This is a genomic window from Candidatus Woesearchaeota archaeon, assembly GCA_016192995.1.
In the GTDB taxonomy this organism is placed as follows: Archaea; Nanobdellota; Nanobdellia; order Woesearchaeales; family DSVV01; genus JACPTB01.
Map to the genome: position 1 here is coordinate 157,273 of JACPTB010000001.1, position 21,450 is coordinate 178,722.

Annotated in this window: 26 protein-coding genes and 2 tRNA genes; 12 read left to right on the forward strand and 16 right to left on the reverse strand. The window is 34.7% G+C overall.

Annotation, left to right across the window (positions count from 1 at the left end; translation table 11 throughout):
* Positions 1-5 precede the first annotated feature (5 nt).
* On the forward strand, positions 6-839 hold the full coding sequence (locus HYY69_00830; GenBank protein MBI3031991.1) for a hypothetical protein: 834 nt from the start codon (positions 6-8) through the stop codon (positions 837-839).
* A gap of 208 nt (positions 840-1,047) precedes the next feature.
* Here HYY69_00830 and HYY69_00835 read toward each other — a convergent pair whose 3' ends face one another.
* A complete protein-coding gene (locus HYY69_00835; protein MBI3031992.1) occupies positions 1,048-1,461 on the reverse strand; it encodes a hypothetical protein in 414 nt (137 codons plus the stop codon).
* Between the two features lie 209 nt (positions 1,462-1,670).
* A complete protein-coding gene (locus tag HYY69_00840) occupies positions 1,671-2,390 on the reverse strand; it encodes an oxidoreductase (GenBank protein MBI3031993.1) in 720 nt (239 codons plus the stop codon).
* Positions 2,391-2,816: 426 nt separating this feature from the next.
* Between HYY69_00840 and HYY69_00845 the strand changes: the two genes are divergently transcribed.
* Entirely contained in the window at positions 2,817-3,794 is a 978-nt protein-coding gene (locus tag HYY69_00845) for a carbohydrate kinase family protein (GenBank protein ID MBI3031994.1), read from the forward strand.
* Positions 3,791-3,961 (forward strand): hypothetical protein, encoded by a 171-nt coding sequence (locus HYY69_00850; protein MBI3031995.1) that lies wholly within the window; start codon positions 3,791-3,793, stop codon positions 3,959-3,961. The genes HYY69_00845 and HYY69_00850 overlap by 4 nt, the downstream gene beginning before the upstream one ends.
* Positions 3,962-4,144: 183 nt before the next feature.
* Here the strand turns inward: HYY69_00850 and HYY69_00855 are convergent.
* Positions 4,145-4,239, reverse strand: a tRNA-Ile gene (locus HYY69_00855).
* 90 nt (positions 4,240-4,329) lie between these two features.
* Between HYY69_00855 and HYY69_00860 the strand changes: the two genes are divergently transcribed.
* Positions 4,330-5,592, forward strand: a complete 1,263-nt coding sequence (locus tag HYY69_00860; GenBank protein MBI3031996.1) for a hypothetical protein — start codon at positions 4,330-4,332, stop codon at positions 5,590-5,592.
* Between the two features lie 170 nt (positions 5,593-5,762).
* Here HYY69_00860 and HYY69_00865 read toward each other — a convergent pair whose 3' ends face one another.
* The 3 genes from HYY69_00865 to HYY69_00875 form a co-directional block, all read right to left on the reverse strand.
* Complete coding sequence (locus HYY69_00865; GenBank protein MBI3031997.1) at positions 5,763-7,067, reverse strand: GGDEF domain-containing protein; 1,305 nt, start codon at positions 7,065-7,067, stop codon at positions 5,763-5,765.
* Between the two features lie 263 nt (positions 7,068-7,330).
* Positions 7,331-7,585: a hypothetical protein gene (locus HYY69_00870; protein ID MBI3031998.1), complete on the reverse strand. Its 255-nt coding sequence runs from the start codon at positions 7,583-7,585 to the stop codon at positions 7,331-7,333.
* A gap of 50 nt (positions 7,586-7,635) precedes the next feature.
* A complete protein-coding gene (locus tag HYY69_00875) occupies positions 7,636-7,809 on the reverse strand; it encodes a hypothetical protein (protein ID MBI3031999.1) in 174 nt (57 codons plus the stop codon).
* Positions 7,810-7,943: 134 nt separating this feature from the next.
* Between HYY69_00875 and HYY69_00880 the strand changes: the two genes are divergently transcribed.
* On the forward strand, positions 7,944-8,516 hold the full coding sequence (locus HYY69_00880) for a hypothetical protein (GenBank protein MBI3032000.1): 573 nt from the start codon (positions 7,944-7,946) through the stop codon (positions 8,514-8,516).
* 1 nt (position 8,517) lies between these two features.
* On the forward strand, positions 8,518-9,303 hold the full coding sequence (locus HYY69_00885) for a hypothetical protein (GenBank protein MBI3032001.1): 786 nt from the start codon (positions 8,518-8,520) through the stop codon (positions 9,301-9,303).
* On the opposite strand, the gene HYY69_00890 is transcribed toward HYY69_00885, so the two are convergent.
* Together HYY69_00890 and HYY69_00895 are read right to left on the reverse strand one after the other, a co-directional pair.
* Positions 9,304-10,569: an HlyC/CorC family transporter gene (locus HYY69_00890; GenBank protein ID MBI3032002.1), complete on the reverse strand. Its 1,266-nt coding sequence runs from the start codon at positions 10,567-10,569 to the stop codon at positions 9,304-9,306. It abuts the gene before it with no gap.
* 55 nt (positions 10,570-10,624) lie between these two features.
* Positions 10,625-10,729: transfer RNA gene (locus HYY69_00895), tRNA-Ser, on the reverse strand.
* Positions 10,730-10,989: 260 nt separating this feature from the next.
* On the opposite strand from HYY69_00895, the gene HYY69_00900 reads away from it, so the two are divergent.
* Together HYY69_00900 and HYY69_00905 are read left to right on the forward strand one after the other, a co-directional pair.
* Positions 10,990-11,214, forward strand: a complete 225-nt coding sequence (locus HYY69_00900) for a type II toxin-antitoxin system HicB family antitoxin (GenBank protein ID MBI3032003.1) — start codon at positions 10,990-10,992, stop codon at positions 11,212-11,214.
* Positions 11,211-11,444: a type II toxin-antitoxin system HicA family toxin gene (locus HYY69_00905; protein ID MBI3032004.1), complete on the forward strand. Its 234-nt coding sequence runs from the start codon at positions 11,211-11,213 to the stop codon at positions 11,442-11,444. The genes HYY69_00900 and HYY69_00905 overlap by 4 nt, the downstream gene beginning before the upstream one ends.
* 22 nt (positions 11,445-11,466) lie before the next feature.
* Here HYY69_00905 and HYY69_00910 read toward each other — a convergent pair whose 3' ends face one another.
* Together HYY69_00910 and tuf are read right to left on the reverse strand one after the other, a co-directional pair.
* Positions 11,467-11,775, reverse strand: coding sequence for a 30S ribosomal protein S10 (locus HYY69_00910; protein ID MBI3032005.1), 309 nt, complete (start codon positions 11,773-11,775; stop codon positions 11,467-11,469).
* 52 nt (positions 11,776-11,827) lie between these two features.
* Positions 11,828-13,117, reverse strand: a complete 1,290-nt coding sequence (gene tuf / locus HYY69_00915) for a translation elongation factor EF-1 subunit alpha (GenBank protein ID MBI3032006.1) — start codon at positions 13,115-13,117, stop codon at positions 11,828-11,830.
* A 407-nt stretch (positions 13,118-13,524) separates the two neighbouring features.
* Here tuf and HYY69_00920 point away from each other — a divergent pair, with 407 nt between their 5' ends.
* The 3 genes from HYY69_00920 to HYY69_00930 all read left to right on the forward strand — a co-directional run bounded on the left by HYY69_00920 (position 13,525) and on the right by HYY69_00930 (position 15,900).
* Complete coding sequence (locus tag HYY69_00920) at positions 13,525-14,103, forward strand: hypothetical protein (GenBank protein ID MBI3032007.1); 579 nt, start codon at positions 13,525-13,527, stop codon at positions 14,101-14,103.
* Positions 14,104-14,336: 233 nt separating this feature from the next.
* Positions 14,337-14,840, forward strand: a complete 504-nt coding sequence (locus HYY69_00925) for a hypothetical protein (protein ID MBI3032008.1) — start codon at positions 14,337-14,339, stop codon at positions 14,838-14,840.
* 22 nt (positions 14,841-14,862) lie between these two features.
* Positions 14,863-15,900: a hypothetical protein gene (locus HYY69_00930; protein MBI3032009.1), complete on the forward strand. Its 1,038-nt coding sequence runs from the start codon at positions 14,863-14,865 to the stop codon at positions 15,898-15,900.
* Positions 15,901-15,919: 19 nt separating this feature from the next.
* Here the strand turns inward: HYY69_00930 and HYY69_00935 are convergent, their stop codons facing one another.
* The 6 genes from HYY69_00935 to HYY69_00960 all read right to left on the reverse strand — a co-directional run bounded on the left by HYY69_00935 (position 15,920) and on the right by HYY69_00960 (position 20,600).
* Positions 15,920-16,870 carry a Fic family protein gene (locus HYY69_00935; protein ID MBI3032010.1) on the reverse strand — a complete coding sequence of 317 codons (951 nt, stop codon included), beginning with the start codon at positions 16,868-16,870 and terminating at the stop codon, positions 15,920-15,922.
* 147 nt (positions 16,871-17,017) lie between these two features.
* On the reverse strand, positions 17,018-19,192 hold the full coding sequence (locus HYY69_00940) for an elongation factor EF-2 (protein MBI3032011.1): 2,175 nt from the start codon (positions 19,190-19,192) through the stop codon (positions 17,018-17,020).
* 14 nt (positions 19,193-19,206) lie between these two features.
* A complete protein-coding gene (ndk, locus tag HYY69_00945; protein ID MBI3032012.1) occupies positions 19,207-19,704 on the reverse strand; it encodes a nucleoside-diphosphate kinase in 498 nt (165 codons plus the stop codon).
* Positions 19,688-19,942, reverse strand: coding sequence for a 50S ribosomal protein L24e (locus HYY69_00950; protein ID MBI3032013.1), 255 nt, complete (start codon positions 19,940-19,942; stop codon positions 19,688-19,690). Before HYY69_00950 ends, ndk begins: the two co-directional genes overlap by 17 nt.
* A 30-nt stretch (positions 19,943-19,972) precedes the next feature.
* Positions 19,973-20,251: a 30S ribosomal protein S28e gene (locus HYY69_00955; protein ID MBI3032014.1), complete on the reverse strand. Its 279-nt coding sequence runs from the start codon at positions 20,249-20,251 to the stop codon at positions 19,973-19,975.
* 28 nt (positions 20,252-20,279) lie between these two features.
* Entirely contained in the window at positions 20,280-20,600 is a 321-nt protein-coding gene (locus HYY69_00960) for a 50S ribosomal protein L7ae (protein ID MBI3032015.1), read from the reverse strand.
* A gap of 217 nt (positions 20,601-20,817) precedes the next feature.
* Here HYY69_00960 and HYY69_00965 point away from each other — a divergent pair, with 217 nt between their 5' ends.
* The gene (locus tag HYY69_00965; protein ID MBI3032016.1) at positions 20,818-21,396 is read left to right on the forward strand and encodes a hypothetical protein; all 579 of its coding nucleotides are present in this window, start codon (positions 20,818-20,820) and stop codon (positions 21,394-21,396) included.
* The last annotated feature ends 54 nt before the right edge of the window (positions 21,397-21,450 follow it).

A 21,450-nucleotide genomic window follows, 5' to 3' on the forward strand; every position in this document is an offset into this window, starting at 1 on the left:
GTAACATGGTTGGGGGAAAAGATAGTAAACTTAATGAGAAAGATAGGAAACAAAAAGAAAGCCAAGAAAGGGTAATTGCTGGTATAAGGGTAATTGAGTCTATTGTTTCAAAGGTTGTTGCATCTCCATCTGAAATTTTATCGGGATTAAAGCAAATTCTATTTTTTTATCGACTCATCCCAAAGAAATGGAAAGAAAAAGCATTCTGGGTTTTTGAGAAACTCTGGGCAAAGAAGAAAGTAGTTATATCTACAGACCCAGAAAAACCCGAGCAAATATATGAAGTAATCTTTGAGGATGATAAATTAAAATCATTATATAATATGTTACCACAAGTAGATCAACCAATTATGCTACAGGGTAAGTCTATGATAAATTTAATTGACAAAGGATTGCATTCTGATTCTGATGTTATTAAAGCAACCGTAGAAGAAAAATATGGACAAAGAGGGTTAAATATTGTAAATATGCTAACAACTAAAAATATACAAGAAGTATTGGACGAAATAGAAACTGAAAAAATAACTCAACAAAAGGATTTTGAAAAAAAGTTTAATGATTGGGCTTACAATTATGATTCTTTAGCTGTTTTGGTTTCGCCTAGCGAACTTACAAACACTAAAAATGTTAATAGCAAGATTATGGCAATTGCAAAGAGCACACGAAAAAACTATATTTTAATAAATATATCTGGAAAGATGGAAGATTGTACACAATTAATTAATACTATCTCACAATTAAAAGAAAATAAAGAATTGAAATATGAAAATTTTACTTATGATATCTCTGATTCTGGATTTTGTAAGTCTTTAAGAGGTAAAATAATTTTCAAAAGTTAGGCAAAGCCGTATAATGCTTGGCATTATGCGAAGAATGTGGGTTAAGAATTTTTGGGAATTCAAAACCTCCGCTCACCATCAAAGGTTCGCTACGATAACAATTGGATAAACATTAGTAAGCGATTTGTTTTATGATTTACTTTTGTCGCTTACTAAAGTGTAGATAACGCAAAAAACAGAGAAAAAAGAATAAAACTTACTTATGTATCTATTCATTAACACCATAACCTTCTTGCAGATAGGTTAAGCATTCGCTTTTGCGGTAATTGTCATCTAAACTTTGACAGAAATTAGGTGACTTTGAAGCAACTGCAACAACATAATCAGGGTTGGTAAAACAATTATCTTCAATGCTATTATCTGAAACTTCTTCACAATAAACAATGTTTTCCCGCTCATGCATAATTGTTCCATCAAGTTCTGTTGTTACTTTTGTTTTTGTTGGCTTTGTTTTTTTTGTTTCTTCCTTGCTTGGCGAAACATAGGTAACTACAACAGGAGCCATGGACACTGTTGCTTGAGATGGTTGTGTTTTCTGCTCTGGCACATCTTTTGGAGCAGTATTACATCCAGCAGCAAATGCTAGCAACATAATCATTAAGATCAATAACACTTTCTTCATAGTAAAACCCCCTTATATCAAATTTAATAAATTTGATATGGACTGATTAGAAAGTAGTAACTTCTCATTAATAAAACTATCGTTGTACGTCAGAGAAACTATTATTTTTTGTCACGAACTTATGACGAAAAATGCTGGAATCAAAAAAAATGCCTCAAATTTGCCTACCCGACCACAGCAAGCTGTGGGGTATAAGACCCAATTTGTAATCATCCATAAATCTCCTTTTTTATTTTTTCAGCAGGAACATTATGCTCTTTCAATAAACTTTCCATAGATATAACAAACTCTTTTGGACCGCAAAGATAATATAGTTTATCTTCAAGAAATCCAATGCAGTCTTCTAAAAATTCATAATCAATTCTGCCGCGATGACCTTCCCAGTCAGAATGTTCAGGCTCTCGCGTTAAAGTAAATTCAAGCTCAAAATTATTATGGTCTTCCTCTAAGCTAAGAAATTCATCTTTCATAATAATATCCTCCTGTGTTTTATTTGAATAAATCAAATAAACAGCAGTCGGCAGCTTCTGTTCAAGTATATAATAAACAATGCTTCTTAATGGAGCAATTCCTGACCCAGCGCCTATTAAAACAACATCGCCTTTCATATCTTCAGTATATACAAATTTTCCAAAAGGGCCTTTTACTTCATACTGTTCTCCTTCTTTAACTTCATTGATCCATTTAGGAGAAGTTAATCCTGGATGTTCTGCTTTTATCACCAATTCAATGTAATTTTTAGTAGGGGAAGAAGCAATAGAATATGATCTATTCACTTTCTTTTTTTCACCATCTTTAGTTACTTCAATATCATGAACCATAGCAAATTGACCTGGTTTAAAGAGCATCCTCTCTTGATTAACAGCTTCAAACCTAAATGTTTTAGTATCTGGGGTTTCTTGTTTTACTTGAGTTATTTTCATTAACATCTTATCACCTATTACTTATTGAGAACTTTGCAAAATTATGGTTACTGCCTATTAGGTGAGCATTTTCGAAATATTTATCGGGCAATTTTCGAGGTTCCAGAGAGAAAATTGCTTTGTCAAACATATATCTCAATGCGAACCGGCAGTAACCCGAGCTTTGCGAGTATTTTGCAAAGTTCTCTATTGTGTTTGAATAAGAGGTGATATAAAAAGTATGCCATAAAGAGAGTACGTAATAAGTCTTTACTAGGTTTTAGCGCCGGTTCAGCTTCAAATGAGATTAAACATTGGATTTTTCTCTCTGGCACTCCGAAAAATCCCCAAAGTGAATTTGAGTAGAGCTTCACAAAATAGGCGCTAAAACCCCAGACTTATTACGTACTAAAGAGAGTAACACATATAAATAGCAATTTCCAAAAATCAGTTATGTTTGATGTAATTACTGTGGGAAGTGCTGTTATTGATATTTTTGCTTTAACAGATGTTCGAGTAATACATAATTATATCTCTTTCCCTCTTGGAACAAAAATGCTTATTCAACAAACATCTCTCTCAACTGGAGGTGGAGCGACAAATACCGCAGTTGCTTTAAGCAGGCTTGGATTAAAAACTGGATGCATCTCTAAGATCGGTTGTGATTACAACGGTCATTTTCTTTGCGATGAATTAAAAAAAGAGAAGGTAACTTATATTGCGAGCACATGCGATGGAACAACTGCTTATTCCATAATCCTTTCGAGCACCCATGCCCGTGATAGAACTATTTTAACGCATAAAGGAATAACAAATGAATTATCTTTTTCAGAAGTCCCAAAAAATAAACTAAGGACAAGATGGTTTTACTTCTGCACTTTACTTAATTCTGCGTATACCGCCTTAGAGCAATTAGCGATTTATGCAGAAAAAAATAAGATTAAAATTGCTTTTAATCCAACAACATATCTTGTAAAAAAAGGTCCGAAATATCTCCAAAAAATTTTATCTAAAACTAACATGTTATTTCTTAATCGAGAAGAAGCAGTATTATTAACAAATACCTTAACGAGAAATAAATCGATGCCCCATCTTCTCAAAGCTTGTTACAAACTTGTTCCTCATATTGTTATTATTACTGATGGAAACAAGGGCGCATATTGTTATGATGGCAGGTATGTTTATAGTATACCAGCAACAAAGGTAAGAGTAGTTGAAACAACAGGGGCAGGAGATGCGTTTACTTCAACCTTTTTAGCAGGTTTTATTAAAACAAAGAATATTGAAAAAAGTTTAAAATTAGCTCTTGTTAATGCACAATCCGTCTTGCAATACCATGGCGCTAAAAATAAATTATTACTCTGGGAAGAAGCTTTGCAAGAAAGCAAAAAGATAAAATACAAGGTTAAAAAACAGAGGCTATCTTTATGAACAACCTTAAGCTTTTTGCCTGGACAGGTATCATTATTACCGTTGTTCACTTAACTATATATTTCATAAAACCCTATAATTTTGTATTATTTATGATTGGTTTTGGGATTATTTATCTTGTGTTTGTACAGGGGATTAAATATATCAAACACAAATATAACATTTGATTCTAGATAAAAGATAGTAATGCATTAACCATATGCATTAACCATATATAAGAATGGCGATGCCGCGATTACCACCAGCTTTTTAATAAAACTTGGGAAAAACACAGCAAGTACAACACTCACGCGGTTCGGTTGTACGAATAAAACAAATAATTAACCATATGCATTAACCATATATAAGAATGGCGATGCCGCGATTTGAACGCGGGACATCTACGTATCTCAGTAGATAACCTAGTTATGAGCGTAGCACTCTAACCAGGCTGAGTTACATCGCCCTTTCTAAGATAAAACTCGTAAAGTACTTTTAAATATTCTGTTTTTGAAAATAGAAACATTTTTATTTAGGAACATTTCTGTGGTGGCTTATGGGTAAAAAGGGGATATTATTTCTGATCGTTATTTGCATGACAATACTCTCAACAGCGCTGGTAGCAGCAGGCAACGAATCAATTGAACTTAAGCTAAATGAGCAAACAACTGTTTCAGGCGTTACTATTTATTTTCATGCATTAGTAAATAATGCTGAAGCGATGTTTAAGTTCAATGGGAAAACTATTTTCCTTAAGCGCGGCGAAGTAACAAAAGTATCTGGTATGACTGCAACACTTGACCAAGTTCTTAATAAAGCTGACGAAACCAGAGCTTGGATTACGGTAACTATCCCTTTTGTTTGCGGAGATAATACTTGTGAAGAGAATGAAAAGAATTATTGCTGCAGTGATTGTGGATGTCCTGATGGTTATGATTGCACTGAAGATCAATGTATTAAAGCAGAATTAAATGAGTGTACAAAAAACAGCGATTGCAAAGCTTCTTCACCATGTGAAAAACCAAGCTGTGAAGGCGCTCCGAGAAAATGTGTTTATAAAAAAATTGATGAATGCAGGCATGGCGATAAGTGTTGTCCGGCAGAATGCACGTCTTATGCAAAAGATAATGACTGTAAACAGTTTATAGAATGCACTAAACCAGAAGAGTGCGATGATAAAGATCCAACTACCAATGACTATTGTTCAGTTCCTGATGCCAAATGTTATCATAGCAAAATCAATAAAAAACAAACTGAGCAGAATGTAAGCTCCGCAGCAGCTCCTTCAAATGCAAGTACTATAACAAATGCTTCTAAAACTAATGCTACTGGCGGTGATTTGGCAAATCCAGAGACCTTTAAATCAAGCAAAGAAACCATTTTTATAGTTATTATTGTATTGCTTGTGCTTATTTTGATGGTGCTTGGCATATTGATGTATCTTAAACTTAAAAAAGACAAGAAATCAAATCATGGTTATGTTGTTCCGGAAAAAGTAGTTGTTGAAGTGAAAGATAAGCCAGCTAGTGATAGTGATGATGAAGCAGAACTTCATCAAGAACCTGAAGAACACTCTCTTACTAAAGAAGAGAAAGAAAGTCTTAAAGAGCCTGTTATTATTAAGAAAGATGAATATAAAAGTTATGAAAAAGTACATCAAACACAGAAACAGAAAGAACTGGAAAAACAGCGGCAAAAACAATTAGAAGAAGAAAAGAAAAAAGCAAAGTTGCATCCACTTCTGAAGAAAGTAGAAGAGCATAATAAGAAATTTCAGGACAAACATTCTGAAGAAAAGCTTTCTAAAACTAAAACTTAATTTTATTATCTTTGATACGGCTGTGTAGAAAATCTCGGCATAGCCTCGGTTTTGGTGCCGTGATTATCTCACTTAGTTATAAGAAGGAAAAAATTCCCATTGTAATTTCCTTTTTTCCCACGTATTAATTTGAAGGATAATCACCAGCATGGCACCAAAAACTACATTTTCTACACAGCCCTTTGATACATAACTAATCTATTTCTACCTTTATGCTTTGCTTGGTAAAGTGCAGCATCGGCTTTACCTTTCATTGTTTCAGTTAATATTCTAATTGGTGCAGAATCACAATTACGTAAGAATGCTTCAGGAGTTGTATACTCTCGTTTAAGCCTAGAACTTAAACGTTTATATGCATGAGGAACTGCTTCAGCTAGTTCAACCATCCGTTGAAATTGTTTTGGTGTACCTGTATAATCTTGACGTAAAAATTCTTTCTGAGGTGGACTTGCAGTTACAAACTGAGCTAAATAATCTCTTCCTTCTCTTGAATATAACACCTTCATTTCAACGTCAAAATCACTTGAATGTACTGCACCTTCACTTAAAGTAATCGGAGGTGTTCTTCCTTTTGGCGTTTCAATGCCTTGTTGCGTGTCAGCTGTTACCTTTTGTCTTGCTCTGTCAGCAACAGCATATACATGATCTCTTCCTATATCAAAATACACTACTAATTTTTCTTCTCCGCCTACACGTATAACAACTTCATCTTTTGGTCTAGAGTCATTACCTGACCTACTACTTGATCTAAGAGAGTTTGCTGTTGCTTGTAATGCAATATCTCCAATATCATGGCCGAATTTATCATTATAATCTTTAAAATGATCAATATCAGTCATTACTAAAGCAAATAAAGGTGATCTTTGCTCTGTAAGTGCAGTTTTTACTTCTTGGTCAAGACGTGGTAGTACTACATTTTCCCAATAATGTCTATTAGGTAATTCAGTTAATTGGTCTGTATGAGCTAAGTGAGTGGCCATATCACGTTCTCTTGCTGCTTGATCACGTTGTTGAAGGGCTCGTTGATAGTTAAGGGCATCGCCTACTATAGTTCCAATCAAAGCAAAAATTGGTTCGTATGTTTTTCTTTCTCTGCCCATAGTATACAGATGAGCAGTTTGCTTAAGTCCAATAATTGCAGCCTGTTGTTCGTTATGAGAAACTATTCTTCCAGCTAGATCTTTTGAGTGGTAAATTGTTACAGGTTTATGACAATCATCTATTGGTAATGTTCCTGTTGTTGGATCATTAAATACAAGTCTTAAACTGCTGGTTGCATCATATTCTTCAAAAACTCTATTAACATCATTAGCAAGATCTTCTAAAGCTTGGAATCTAGAAATATGACCTAATTCAGCCTGCAATTCAGCACTTTGGCTAGTTGTTAATCTACTTAAATCATGTCTTAAGCTAGCATCACGTGCTAATTGTCCTTGTACAAATTGCTCTAAGTCAAATTCTCTCTTGTTGCCCATAGTGTAATTATAATAGTCCAGAATGATATATAAATGTTCTTATTTTTTTGTACGTAATAAGTCTTTTTTAGTTTTAGCGCCGGTTCAGCTTTTTAATCATATTTCAATTGGATTTTTCTCTCTATAAATATAATCCCGACTCCCTCAATAATATAAATCAAGGATTCATAAGTTGGCTTGCGTCTGGGATTATAAGACTTGCCTATCGGCAAGGAACCCCGAAAAATCCCCAAAATGAATTTAAAATCCAGACTTATTACGTACTATTTTCTACTCTGAGATGTTTTTTTGCCAAGTCTTAATCCATCAACATCAATACTCATTTCTAATAAGTGTTTATTGGCTTTATCTTGTTCTTTTTCAAGCTGATGGACTTTGTTGGATAAACGATTATTCTCTAGTTTTAGTACATCGATCTGGTTTTCTAATGCTTTAAACTCATGGTGCAGTTTAACAATATCCTTCCGAGCTGCATGAAATGAACTAACAACCACTTGTTGAAATTGTGAAGATGCCATAGATATGTTTCTGGAAAAAGAAAGTATATATAAATGTTTCGGAACTGTTGTTACCAATTAGTTACGAAGTACCTTAAACCCTCGATTTTGAGCTTTATAAGCTGTAGTTCGCTTTTCATGGTACGAATTTTTTGCGAACTTGGTTTTCTTGTTTTTGGCGCAATTGGATTTCCTGAATTTATTGCTCCAATCATTAAATATGCTACATCTGAATTAGCTTTCATTTTTTATAAATTCATCCATTATTTTGAAAATTTTTGAGACAATGGATGATTGTAGATGTAATCACTCTTTTTAAAAAAGACCGATAAGTTACATGTAAGTAACATTTATATATTAGTTTGTTTACTTACATAATATGCGCGGTTTAAAACGAGAACAGATATTACGGGTATTATTAGCTGAAAGCAAAGTCCTGAGTAAAAATGAACTCTCTAAAAAAGCGCAATGTACGCGGCAATGGGTTATTTTATTTTTACGAGAACTCGAAAAGAAACATTTTTTGAAAGATACAAAAGTAATCAATCCAATTGGCTTAATCAACTATTGGCTTACTATCCATAAACAGCCAAAAAAATATCGTGAATATATGATTAAAGAACCATTAAAATTACTAAAAAAGTGTAGATTAAGTTATGCACTTACGACATATCAAGCAGAAAATATCGTTCAACATCATCTTTTCCCAACACGAATTGATCTTTATATTAAAAAAGAAGATTTGCAGCAATGGCATACATTACTTATGAACGAAGGACTTTATGGAAAAGGGAACATTCGGATTATTATAGAAGAAGAGCATGTGCATTATGGAAAAAGAAAGTTAAATGGGCTATATATAGTTTCATTAGCACAAATGATAGTTGATCTATTTACAGAAGGAGGATCAGCAGCAGAAGCCGCAGAAATACTCTTAAAAAAGTTGAAATAATATGTATGCTGAATTTGAAACAAAAACATCCTACAAATATTTGCAAGAAGTAGTTGCTGCATTAGATGAACCAATCTGTATTCTTGGAGGATGGGCAGTATTTCTCCATGTGAATAAGGATTTTCAGAAAGCTCAAGGAAGACCATATTTAGGAAGCAGGGATATTGATTTAGGATTTCATCTTGATAAAAACGCAACAATGGAACAAATGGAGAATTCTCCCTTATATCATTCTTTAGACATCTTACAAAAGAAACTGAAGTTTAAATCTGTTTCGTTCAGATTATTAAAAGAAATACATACTGAAACAGAAGAAGAGATTGGAGAAGGAACAATTATTCCAGCGCATTTTATTTTCCCCATGTATGTTGATGTTTTGGTTGATAATATTCCCCAGAACTTTAAGCGTTTTTTTCATTTTAATCCTGCGGATGAACCTTTGCTGAGGTTTGTTTTTGAAAATTATTTGTATGGAGAAGAAGTTAAAGGGTTTAACAAAAAACTATGGTTGCCAAAGCCAGAACTGTTGCTAGCTACAAAGTTCAATGCCTTGCAGTTGCGTGATAAAGAACACAAGAAAGTAAAAGATATTTGTGATATATTTGCATTGCTTTGGTATACACAACAAAGTCCACAGCAATTAGTTGAGAAGATTATTCAATTTGTTCCACAAAAAAGTTTTCAAAGAATAATATCAACAATTGATAAAGATGATTGCCAAAAAGCAGCACTTCAATTAGGTCATAGTGCTGATGAAGTAAGAAGAGTATTTGAAAGTTTGAGCTAATTATTTCTTATCTTTTAATTTAATAATTCTTACTGATTTAATTCTTTGGCTTTGCTTTTCTTCAACAATATATAAAACTCCGCCTACTTTAAGCTGCTCTTTTTCGCGCGGGATTCTTCCTAGTTTAAACATAACATAACCTGCAAGGGTGTCAAAATCAGGTGTTTCTTTCAAGCCAAGCTTTAATTCTTTATTAAGCTCTTTTATTTCTGCTCTGCCTTCAACGATCCATTCATGATGCTTGATTTTCTTAATAAGCTGTTCATCAATATCGGTTTCATCTTTAATTTCACCCACTATTTCTTCAAGAATATCTTCAATAGTTACTGATCCTATGACTAAGCCATGCTCATCAATGACAATAGCCATATGCTGCTTTCTTTTCCTGAATTGGTGCAGCAAAGTGTCGATTTTTTTGGTTTCAGGAACAAAGAATGGCTCTTTCATCATATCTGCTACACGGACATCCAGTTTATTATTTTTCAAATGATTAAGAATATCTTTGATATACAAAATACCAATAATTTTATCCTTAGTAGTCTCATAAACTGGGACACGTGAATAATTATATAATAAGATGGATTCAAGCACTTCATGAAGTTTTTTATTCGCGTCAAGGGCAAACATATCGTGCCGCGGCACCATAATTTTGTTGACACTTGTTTTATCAAGATTAAATAAGTTGTGAATCATTTTTTTCTCAATATCTTTAATCTCTCCTTCCTGTTCGCCTATGCTGATCATGGTTTTCAATTCGTCCACAGTCACTAACGGTCGTCGTGTTGTCGCGCCAAATATTTTAGTAATATAACTAGTAATTTTGTTTAACACAAAAGTTAACGGCCAAAAGAGAACGACCGTAAATCTCATTAATTTAGCTAATGACAGCACAATTTTTTCTGCATGCTGTGTGGCTAATGTTTTAGGAGTGATTTCTCCAAACACCAACAACATAAACGTCATAATTCCTGTAGTAATTGCAATAGGATTTTGAAAGGGCAGATTATATTGTTGAAATAGCTCTAGAGTAATAACCGTAGCAAGCGCTGACGATCCAACATTGACTAAATTATTTCCAATGAGGATAGTGCTGAGCAATGTAGGAGTATCATCTTTTAATTTTTTAACAATATCAGCATTTTTCTTCTGTTGCTCAACTAAATGCATCATTCTTAAACTGCTGACACTCATAAACGCAGTTTCAATCAATGAAAAAAAGGCTGATAATAAGATGAGTACTCCAAGTAGTATTATTTGTCCAATCATAACTATCAAATATTGTGAAGAATAGGGTGTTTATATATTTTCTTTATAAAATAAACGCCGTCGCCCGGATTTGAACCGAGATACCCTTGCGGGAACAGGATAGCAGGTTTCAAAACATGAACTTCCAGTCCTGCGCATTACCAGATTGTGCCACGACGGCATAGGAATCATGAGGTACTGCCTTTTTTATAAATGTAATGCTTCCTTCAATTTCTGTGTTACGGCTCTGGTGAAAATGTAGTTTTAGCGCCCATTCTGTGAAGCTTTTTTTAGATAACTGTGGGGATTTTTCGGAGTTCCAGAGAGAAAAATCCAATGTTTTAATCACTTTTGAAGCTGAACTGGCGCTAAAACCTGAAAGATTTTCACCAGAGCCCTGTGTTACGATAATTTTATATAGACAATAGATATTATTATAATATGGCAAATAAAAAAGTTGATTTTACTATAATTATTGAACAAGGCGAAGATGGATGGTATATTGCTAAGGTTCCTGATATTCCAGGATGCTATACACAAGGCAAAACTATTCCTGAATTATTGGAACGTATAAAAGAGGCGATTGAAGTTTGTTTAGAAGCAGAACATGAAGAAATTGAGCCAATGAAATTTATAGGAATTCAACAAATTCAAGTTCAAAGATGACAAAATTAGTACCAATTTCTGGAAGAAGATTGTGTAAAATATTATTAAAGTTAGGATTTGAACAAATTCATGGCAAAGGAAGTCATGTCAGGTTTAAACATACAGATGGTAGAGTGACAGTTGTTCCAGTTCATGGCAATGAAGAAATCGGTATCAGCTTATTGGGAGAAATTCTAAAGCAGGTTAAATTAAATAGGGAAGAGTATGAACAATTAAGAAGACAAGTATAATAAATAATATTTCCTATAAGGTCTATTCCAACATCTCTATCTCAATATTCAATCCTTCAGGAATAGGAACTCTCATTACTAACCGCAATGCACGTTCATCTAAACCCATATCAAGAAGTCTTTTATGAATACGCATCTCATATCGTTCCCAAGAAGCTTTACCTTCACCAGATGGGCTTCGTCTTGTAGTTAATTTTAATCGTTTAGTTGGTAAAGGAATAGGTCCACGCATATCAACACCAGTTTTTTGTGTAATATCTTTAATATATTCACATACTTGGTTGATCTTGTCTATGTCGGTACTAGATAATTTTATTCTTGCTTTTTGCATGGTTTTTTACCTAGTATGCTAATTGAAAATTAGCATACATTATTTTATACATTTAAACTTTTTTAACTAAATCAATGCACATTCCTGCTGCAACCGTTGAACCACTGTCCCTAATTGCAAATCTTGATAATTGAGGGAATTCTTTTTGTTTCTCAATTACTAGAGGATGTGTTGGCTTGATTTTAACAATAGCTGCATCGCCATTTCTTAAAATATCTTTGTTCTCAGTGATCTCTGCTCCTGTTGCAGGATTCATTTTCTTAACAATTTCAGTAATTTGACAAGCAACTTGCGCAGTGTGTACGTGGAATACTGGTGTATAACCTACCGTAACAACACTAGGGTGGTTTAATACTACAATCTGTGCAGTAAATTCACTTGCAACTGTTGGAGGATTATCCGGATGTCCAAGAACATCGCCACGAGCAATGTCTTTTTTAGCAATGCCTCGCACGTTAAAGCCAATGTTGTCTCCTGGTTTAGCTTGTTGATATTGTTGGTGGTGCATTTCAATGGTTTTAACTTCACCATTAACACCTTTACCTTCCCTGCCTGGAACAAATATTACTTTGTCGCCTACTTTCATAATACCAGTTTCAACTTTTCCAACTGGCACAACCCCAATGCCTGTGATGTTATACACATCTTGAATAGGAACTCGCAATGGCAAGTTGGTTGGTTTATCTGGGAGTTTTAGCTGATCAAGAGCTTCTAATAATGTTGGTCCTTTGTACCAAGGCATAGCATCTGATCGTTTTACAATGTTTTCTCCTTTTAATGAAGCAGCTGCAATAAAGTTAACTGTTTCAGGTTTATAACCTACTGATTTTAGTAAAACACTTACTTCTTGTTTTACTTTGTTATAACGATCTTCTTTGTGATCTACACCTGAAATATCCATTTTGTTAATGTTGACAATTAATTGTCCCACACCTAAGGTTCTTGCGAGGAATACGTGTTCTTTAGTTTGTGCGTTAATTCCATCGTTAGCTGCTACAACTAATACAGCTGCATCAGCTTGGCTTGCACCAGTAATCATGTTTTTAACGAAATCTTTGTGTCCTGGAGCATCAATAATAGTAAAATCATACTTAGCTGTTTCAAATCTTTTGTGAGCTAAGTCAATAGTAACTCCTCTTTCTCGCTCTTCCTTTAAATTGTCCATAACAAAAGCAAACTCAAATCCGCCTTTACCCAATTCTTGAGCTTTTTCCTTTAATTTTCGCATGCTTTGTTCATCAATAGAACCTGAGTCATATAATAATCTACCAACAGTAGTAGATTTACCATGGTCAACGTGTCCGATAAATACAAGGTTTATGTGTTCTTTATTAGCTACCATATTCAATTCCTCCTATTAATTATATTACAATCTTTTTAAATATAGTAATTTTCTTTCCTTTTTTATTACTTAGAGCTTTTGTTCTGCTCCAGTATCATTTCATAAATTAGCATCTCTTTATAAATGTTATTATAAGGAATTTTGAAAACCATTCAGGGTTTCAAAATTCTGGGCAAGCATAGGCTTCATCCAAAAAATGGCTGCCGCCAGGTTAGCACCTTCGAAACTTCGCGTGTTATCTTCGCTTAAACGGTCGTGCTCCGAAGGAGCCAACCCTCCGACCTCTTTTAATGAGTATTTCAAAGAGTTTCGACCTGAGGGTGCTAACCTTATTTTTGGATGAAGCCGCAAGCATAAAAAGGTTTATAATTGCAAGATAGTTACTTTGTTATTTGTAGTGATGTTTAATGGATACAACCGGATTTAACTTATGTGAAATAACTCAAACAGAGTATAAACGAAGATTTGATGATTGGGTAAGATTAGCACAAAGGCGTTCTGCTCCTCGTTTTCATTTTGATGATGCTTATTTTTCTTTGGAGAATCCATTAGTGATACCCTTGAATGCATTGGATACTCCAAATGATTACGCAGATCTCTTTCGAAAGTTGGCAGATCATCCTCATGCAGATTTAATTGCAGTAAGAGATCGATATAAGTGGATTAAAAGAAGAGGACTAACAGGAACGTTTGATGTTTCTGGATTAGGAGTGATAGCTCATCAACAGATTAATGCGTATGTCCAAGAGCATGGAGCAGAAGATGATTGTATTTTATGGGAGACGTTTGAGATGAAGTATAGATTAGAACCTTACGATGATTGCAGTCCTATGAAAAGTGCAGTTCTAAGATTTGTGGTTAGGAAGGGGAATGTTGTTGGTTATTATTTACGTGTCGGCAACAAACTTGAACAAGCGTTCTCCATTCAGCATTCAGGAAAAAATTATGGCAGGGTCAACCATGCAATAGTTGATCCCTCAAAATAGGCACAATCCAATTTGTAAGTGATATTACGAAAAGTGCCACCATCTTTTTTGCGAGGCTTATCTGATGTTTCATCAAATGCTATCCGAGGTTCCAGAGAGGATAGCATCTTCCATAACAAACATCTACAGCCGAGCCGATGGTGGCTGCCGAAGGCATTTTCGCAATATCACTCATTTTTTGGATTGTGCCTCAAAATAAAAACAATTAAATAGTATGAAAGCTACTTGGGAGCATGGATTTAAACGATATAGCTCTAAAACTCAAGTCTTATCACTGGAAAAATATTAAGCAACATACGACATTTAAGGATTATCAGTTTGATCTTGTAGCAGAAAGAATGCATCTTTTAGTTGTTCGATGGTATGTTCTTGTCAAACAAGTCATCGTGTTAGATGAAAAAACATTGAAAACACATCTTCAAATATTTAAAGATATCAGTAAAAAATCAAAAAGTATTTTCATCGGTAAGATGTTTCTGTATGTTATAGTTGCTCCTAAAGTTGATCCAGCATTAGAACCGCAAATTAAAGGAGATAATTTTGAGATTCTTATTAATACCTGGTTTACTATGACAGGTTCTTCACCAAGGCCGGCATTATTTATTGGTAGAATTGAAGGTGGCGGAGGAAATTTATTAGCATATGACACAACTGCTCGTCAATGGTATGGGCAAATTCCTGAAATTCCATGGGATGTAAAGAAATACTCTGAACAGATTAAAGAAATTATTCGATAGTGATTTTAAACAACATCTTATCATGCCTGAAGAAGTGAATCATGGAAGAAGAATAGTTGTCGGTGGATTAGCTGCAGTATTAGGTGAACTTCTCTTACTCCATGCAAATCGTACACCTATTGAAACATTTCTTGAACAAGCAGAGGATTTACTGTGTGATGCAAGCGAAACTCTTGAAAGGCGTTCAACATATACCTCCACAGATAGGCTTGCAGAAGTCTTAAGGCAACAAGGGGTAAATCCTGTGGTTAGAAATTATGGGGGAGATCGTACATTACTGGTCATTGGTGAACCTCTTGGAATTCATAATCAAGAATATCCTCACTTTTTTAATGCATTACGTCCACGAGTTGCCATAAGCAGACTATTTATGGAGTCTGCTTATGCACAGGCATCACGTCATACTCGAATTATAACGAGAGAACCTTTTGAAGACCCTTATTTCACACGGCAAAGAGATGTTTTCGAAATTCTGACAGGAAAGCGTATGACTTATGCAGATGCTTACTGTAAACTTGATTTTCATGGATATGTTTCCTTATCAGGGGAATACATTATTCATGGCATTGATGATAGAGTTCTTTGTCGAGATGCCGTTCTTTTAACAAAACTACAAGACGCAATTCTTAAGCTATCAACAGTGCCTAATTCAGATCAACAGTTCAAAGATCACGTTCATGGTTATATTAAAGCACTTCCTTTTCAACTATCCCAGCAACTTGGTCTTTATTCAGGCGTTAATGAGGGATATGATCCTTCTTTATCACCTATTGATCTAGTTTCACAAGTTGCTGATCTTGCACTTACTGCAAGCGTTAGGCTGCGAAACCAATACTTTGCTCAAGTACTTCATGAATTGCTTAAATTTTATGAAGTTGGAGCTTTAATTATTAACGATGCTAACATGGATGCTCGATCAGCAATTCAAAGAGTTCAAGAAAAGATTCCTGGAATTAATTTAGATCCTGAGAACTATGGTTCATTGCATGATTATTTAGCAGCAGCAAAGATTGATACTGTTTATTTGCCGTTTTCTGAAGTGAAGAGAATGGTGGGGTGAGAGATATATTGACATTAAATTAGACATAAGTAGCATACACTTCAAAAAAATTTCTATAAGTCTTTTTGAATTTTTCAATGATAAACCTCATCAAGGGAGTTGTATTATCCAAATCTGCAGTATGTAGGCATTTAAGATAAGATACTCGTTGAGATTTTCGTATAATCAGAGGTGAATAACCCTTGTTTGTAAGCATTGCATTTAACAAGAAGCGAGCAACTCTTCCATTGCCGTCTTTAAATGGGTGTATTTTTAAGAATTTCCCATGAAATAATACCGCTAGTTCTAAGGGATATATCTTATGTTCGTTTTTATGGTACCATACAAGTAAATCATTCATATCCTTATAAACATTTTCAGGAAGAGAAGTTTTAAGATTTGAGCCTAATATATAATTTGGAAGTGTTTTATATCCTCTTTCCTTATCAATTTCTCGCATCAAAATACTATGTATCTTTATAATACCTTTATGATCTATTTTTATTCTCTTTTGCATGAATAGATCAACTATGATTCGAGCATTCCTTGTCTCATAAATCTCTCGAAGATCTTTACCGACAATTGTTGCATTTTCAAATAATACTATTGCAACATCCTTTAAGGTTAATGAATTGCCTTCAAGCGCATTTGTTTCATAGGTGAAATTAACCGTAAATCTATCAAGAAGGTCTTTTAATGCATTTTTCTTTTTGAGTTGATTCATTATATTTTTATAATCAACTCTCATTGATTCTATTTTTATTATTTCCTCCCTGCTTAAGGGATGATGGAAAGTATACTTGTTTATAGCAAAATTTGCAAAAATCTCTTTCTCTTTATTAATAAAGAAAGACTTATCTAATCTTTTTAATTCAATATTATTTCTAATAATTTTTGATATTTTTTTTGTAGTGCCGTCAGGTAAGCGGAGATGTTTTTCGATATATTTGTACTTTATTCCTTTTACTTCCTTCTCTCGTATAAATACCATTATCATAAAGTTACCCCCACAAATATTTAAATGTTTCGTTTCTGTGGTGGTAACTTACAATAATGCCAATCCAAATTTTTCTAAACGTTCAAAATGTTTTTTGTTGCAAAAGAGAATAAAAATAAATAAAATAATCAACAAGACGAATTATTGATTTTCAGTCAATCCTTTCCTGTCCCGGATTTGCTTGATAATCTTCTGCTGCAGTTCTTCTGGCAGCTTTTCAAAAGATTGGTCAATGAGTGAGTTTGATCCTCGGCCTTCAGTTCCTGATCGCAATGCATTGCTTAATCCAAATTGTTCAGCTACCGGCAACTTTGCTTTTATACTTACCATAGTTCCTTCCTGCTGCATATCCAATAATTGGCCGCGTTTTGATGAAACAAGCTTTGAGATTTCACCTGTATATTCAACAGGAGCTTCAAACAATAATGTTTGCACAGGCTCAAATAATAATGGTCGTGCAGTAGCCATTGCTTCTTTAATACCTTCCCGTACTGCAGGATAAATTTGTGAAGGACCTCGGTGGATTGCGTCTTCGTGCAGCTTACAGTCAGTTAAAGTTACAATTAATTTAGTGCAAGGCTCTCGCGCTAAAGGTCCAGCGCGCATAACTTCTTCAAACATATCCAAGACAAGTTCCATAATCTCAATTAAGTGGACTTGTCCTCGTGTTGTTTCAAATAGCATATTGCCTTGATAAACATCTTTGAGTTTTTCAGCTTTTTTTGAATCAATGCCCATCTCTGCTAATTTGTCTCTCAAGCCAAAATCTTTCTTTTTTGTCCTTCCTGGAGAAATATCACCTTTTCCAATAGCTTGAGTAATAACATCAGGCATAGGTTCAACCGTAAAAAATAAGTGATTGTGTTTGTTAGGAGATTTTCCCATTGCTTCCGCGCTTGCTTTACCGACAGTTTCTCGATAAACAACAATTGGCGGAGAAGATTTTACCTCAACGCCTTTTTCAGTTCTAATTCTGTTTTCAATAACTTCTAAGTGCAATTCTCCCATACCGCTTATCAAGTGCTCGCCAGTTTCTTCGTTGATAGTAACTTTAACACCAGGGTCTTCTTTATTGACAACTCTTAACACTTCAACTAGTTTTGGCAAATCGCTTGGCTTTTTAGCTTCAATTGCAATAGTAACTACTGGTTCAAATAAATGAGTGATTTCTTCAAATGGTTCAGTTGGCTGCAAGGTAATTGTTTCACCTGGCATTGATTTCAAGCCTGCCACACCAATAATATTTCCTGAAGGAACATTGTCAACAATTTCCCGCTTTGCGCCGTTGTAAATAAAGATTTGCTGTACCCGCGCATTTTGTTTTGCGCGATTTAAATAGACACTGAGTCCTTTCTTAACGGTGCCGGCAAATAATCTTCCTGTTGCAATCTCTCCTGCCTGCGGATCAACTACAATCTTAGTAATAACTAAAAATAATGGGCCGTCAGGATTGCAGGTCAGCAAAGATTTTCCTTCTTCACTTTCAAGTTCACCATGCCATAATTTTGGAATTCTATATTGCTGGGCAACTTCAGGGTTTGGCAAATGAGTAATAACTGCATTAAGAATAACTTCGTGAATTGGAGCTTTTTTCTTTAATTCTTTATGCTCTTCATTAACTCCTTTGTAAGCTTGAATGATGTCTTTGAAGCTAATCCCTTTTTTCTGCATATAAGGAACTGATAACGCCCAATTATGATAAGCGCTTCCAAAGCAAACGCTTCCCTCTTGAACACTTACTTGCGCCCGCTTGCCTTGTTCTTCTCCTGCTATTTGTATAATTAATTGATTTAAACTGGTAATTACTTTAACAAAACGCTCTTGCATTTGTTCAGGTGTTAATTGGAGTTCTTTAATGAGTCTATCAACTTTGTTGATAAATAAAATTGGTTTTACTCGTTCTTTTAATGCCTGCCTTAATACGGTTTCAGTCTGCGGCATAATACCTTCGCTTGCGCAAACAAGTACAATGCATCCATCAACAGCTCTCATTGCCCGCGTTACGTCGCCGCCAAAATCAACGTGACCAGGAGTATCAATTAAGTTAATCAGATATTCTTTGCCTTCAAGTTCGTGAACCATCGATACTGATGCAGAATCAATGGTAATTCCTCGCTGAATTTCGTCTTCGTGGAAATCCAAGACCCGTGCTTTTCCTGCAAGTTCTTCACTCATCATGCCTGCTCCGCAAAGCAAGTTATCAGAGAATGTAGTTTTTCCATGATCAATATGAGCACAAATAGCAATATTTCTAATCTGAGCCTTGTTTTTCATAATCCTCATAACACGATCAACCATTTTTTCTGCCATTATCATTCACCTAGAATTTTTTATTTGGTATGTTTATCATGCACACAATTATATTTGTGGAGTTCTTCTTTTTTAAACCATAATGCTACTTCTTTTTTAGCATCTTCTAATGTTCCCGATGCATGTATTAAATTTTTAATAGCAATTCCTTTAGCATCTGCATAACCATAACTATGATGGGAAAAGTCTGCGCGGATTGTTCCTGGCTGAGCAGCTTTTGGTTCAGTAGCACCTGTCATTTTCCTGACAATTTCTACTGCTTCAATTCCCTCAACTGCCATAGCAATAATAGGTCCTGAAGTCATGAACTCTTCCAAAGATTTGTAGAATGCTTTTTGGACATGGGCAGCATAATGCTTTTGGGAAAAAACATGATCCATCCACACCATTTTCATGCCCACTATTTTAAGGCCGGCATTTTCAAAACGCTGAATAATCTGCCCGATTAATCCTCGTTCAACTGCATCCGGCTTAAGCAGAAGCAATGTTTGCTGAATGTGATTACTCGGATTGCTCATTTGTCTTCGCCTCTTTAATTTCCTCTTCAGAACTATGTTTTGCAGGCGCTTTTCCCAGCTCCTGTTTTAATTTATGAAATAATCCTGTCCATCGTGTCATTCGAGGTTTTCTTTTTAAAACAATCATGTTTTTCTCGCATTTGCTTGAACAAAAATAAAAAAGTTTTCCGTCCTTTTTAACATAGAGTTTTCCTGTTCCACGCGGAATATTTTTATTACAAAAACTGCATATAACCATAGTGACACCTATCAATTCTCGTTATCTTTTTTATTTATTGCCACGGCCGGCTTTCGTTAACTGCCGCGCTTCAATCTCAGTTTCCCGCAACATTAAAATGTCTCCTAATTGCACAGGACCTTTAACATTTCTAACAATAATTTTGTGAGTATCTCTTCCTTCAAGAATCTTGCATCGGACTTGCGTGGCTTCTCCTCGCGTTCCTGTTCTTCCAATGATCTCTTCAATACGCGCAGAAACAGCAGGGGTGAAATTAACACTTCCTTTTTTTACTTCGGTCTGTTCCTCATCTCTTTGCTTCCGCGTCATCTTTGCCTTAGTCATAGTAATCCCTCAGTTAAGCATCGCTTAATGATTTAATAAGGTTCTTAGCTTCTCCTTCATGAACAACGACTACTGCTGCGGTTCCTATTTGGAGTCCTGCTGCAGCGCCTAATTCTTCTTTCGAGCCCACTTTAAAGCAAGGCACTCCTTTTTCTTTAGACAATAAAGGAAGGTGCATAACAACTTCAGCAGGATTTACATCTGAAGCATAGGCAACAAGCTTTGCTTGTCCTCGTTCAAGAATTTTAGTAACTTCATTACATCCTTTCTTAATCTTACCGGTGTTTCGCGCAATTTCAATTGCCTCATACACTTTGTCATTTTCAACTGCCATAGTGATTTCCTCCCCATTGATAAAAATGATATTTTTATGTATATTTTGTATCATTTCCTGAAATCTATTTCTAAGAAGTCCTTGTTATTTACAAGACCTCATTCCAATCATCTTATATGATTGTCATAAATCACAGGTATTTCTTCTGAACTGATAAGTTATTTATAAAGGTTTTGAATAAGAAAAAATTTAACCTATAATTACATTCCCTAGTAAAATGTCTTTAAAAATAGAACCATTTAAAGAGATATCTGAAGCAGATATGAGAGCTGCTTATAATATTGGTATAGATATATATAGAAAAAATGGAGTTCTACTTGACTTTCCTGCATGGAAAAAACATCATTCCAAATTATATGATGGAAAATATGAGCAGTATCTCGTGAGAAATTTTGGATCTGCTGGTACACTTGAAGGTTATTTAGTAATTACCGACCGAGTGAGTGTCAATGGTCATACCTGGACTAAAATGGTGGAAATAGCAGGAAGGGGTTTTACCTATGAGCAGAGAGTCTTGCGTCTCGGTTCTATGATTGATGAATTAAAGAAAGCTGCGTTTACAGAATTTAGATTTGGTGAAGTAAAGTATAGTCTGGATACTCTTTGTTCATGGTTGCATACTTGTATGGATATGAATTTTTTTCATGATGAAGCTCTCTTAAGAACGTTAGTTGATGCATTCTTAAGTGAACATAAGGTAAGCATTCAGACTGGTCAGAGAGGACTGTTATTGTGCAGGGATTCTATGGGCAGGCAGAATTATATAACATATCCTATGTCTGATTACAGAGTATAAATTGAATTAATCTAATAGATTTATTATTGTACAATATAAATATTTTAAAAGACA

Coding starts and splice junctions, on each gene's coding strand:
- HYY69_00965 (MBI3032016.1), top strand. CDS start 20,818: ATGTCTTTAAAAATAGAACCATTTAAAGAGATATCTGAAGCAGATATG.
- HYY69_00890 (MBI3032002.1), bottom strand. CDS start 10,569: ATGATTGGACAAATAATACTACTTGGAGTACTCATCTTATTATCAGCC.
- HYY69_00925 (MBI3032008.1), top strand. CDS start 14,337: ATGGATTTAAACGATATAGCTCTAAAACTCAAGTCTTATCACTGGAAA.
- tuf (MBI3032006.1), bottom strand. CDS start 13,117: ATGGTAGCTAATAAAGAACACATAAACCTTGTATTTATCGGACACGTT.
- ndk (MBI3032012.1), bottom strand. CDS start 19,704: ATGAGCAATCCGAGTAATCACATTCAGCAAACATTGCTTCTGCTTAAG.
- HYY69_00860 (MBI3031996.1), top strand. CDS start 4,330: ATGGGTAAAAAGGGGATATTATTTCTGATCGTTATTTGCATGACAATA.
- HYY69_00930 (MBI3032009.1), top strand. CDS start 14,863: ATGCCTGAAGAAGTGAATCATGGAAGAAGAATAGTTGTCGGTGGATTA.
- HYY69_00910 (MBI3032005.1), bottom strand. CDS start 11,775: ATGCAAAAAGCAAGAATAAAATTATCTAGTACCGACATAGACAAGATC.
- HYY69_00835 (MBI3031992.1), bottom strand. CDS start 1,461: ATGAAGAAAGTGTTATTGATCTTAATGATTATGTTGCTAGCATTTGCT.
- HYY69_00870 (MBI3031998.1), bottom strand. CDS start 7,585: ATGGCATCTTCACAATTTCAACAAGTGGTTGTTAGTTCATTTCATGCA.
- HYY69_00850 (MBI3031995.1), top strand. CDS start 3,791: ATGAACAACCTTAAGCTTTTTGCCTGGACAGGTATCATTATTACCGTT.
- HYY69_00840 (MBI3031993.1), bottom strand. CDS start 2,390: ATGTTAATGAAAATAACTCAAGTAAAACAAGAAACCCCAGATACTAAA.
- HYY69_00940 (MBI3032011.1), bottom strand. CDS start 19,192: ATGATAATGGCAGAAAAAATGGTTGATCGTGTTATGAGGATTATGAAA.
- HYY69_00865 (MBI3031997.1), bottom strand. CDS start 7,067: ATGGGCAACAAGAGAGAATTTGACTTAGAGCAATTTGTACAAGGACAA.
- HYY69_00950 (MBI3032013.1), bottom strand. CDS start 19,942: ATGGTTATATGCAGTTTTTGTAATAAAAATATTCCGCGTGGAACAGGA.
- HYY69_00875 (MBI3031999.1), bottom strand. CDS start 7,809: ATGAAAGCTAATTCAGATGTAGCATATTTAATGATTGGAGCAATAAAT.
- HYY69_00955 (MBI3032014.1), bottom strand. CDS start 20,251: ATGACGCGGAAGCAAAGAGATGAGGAACAGACCGAAGTAAAAAAAGGA.
- HYY69_00960 (MBI3032015.1), bottom strand. CDS start 20,600: ATGGCAGTTGAAAATGACAAAGTGTATGAGGCAATTGAAATTGCGCGA.
- HYY69_00935 (MBI3032010.1), bottom strand. CDS start 16,870: ATGGTATTTATACGAGAGAAGGAAGTAAAAGGAATAAAGTACAAATAT.
- HYY69_00845 (MBI3031994.1), top strand. CDS start 2,817: ATGTTTGATGTAATTACTGTGGGAAGTGCTGTTATTGATATTTTTGCT.
- HYY69_00900 (MBI3032003.1), top strand. CDS start 10,990: ATGGCAAATAAAAAAGTTGATTTTACTATAATTATTGAACAAGGCGAA.
- HYY69_00920 (MBI3032007.1), top strand. CDS start 13,525: ATGGATACAACCGGATTTAACTTATGTGAAATAACTCAAACAGAGTAT.
- HYY69_00885 (MBI3032001.1), top strand. CDS start 8,518: ATGTATGCTGAATTTGAAACAAAAACATCCTACAAATATTTGCAAGAA.
- HYY69_00880 (MBI3032000.1), top strand. CDS start 7,944: ATGCGCGGTTTAAAACGAGAACAGATATTACGGGTATTATTAGCTGAA.
- HYY69_00830 (MBI3031991.1), top strand. CDS start 6: ATGGTTGGGGGAAAAGATAGTAAACTTAATGAGAAAGATAGGAAACAA.
- HYY69_00905 (MBI3032004.1), top strand. CDS start 11,211: ATGACAAAATTAGTACCAATTTCTGGAAGAAGATTGTGTAAAATATTA.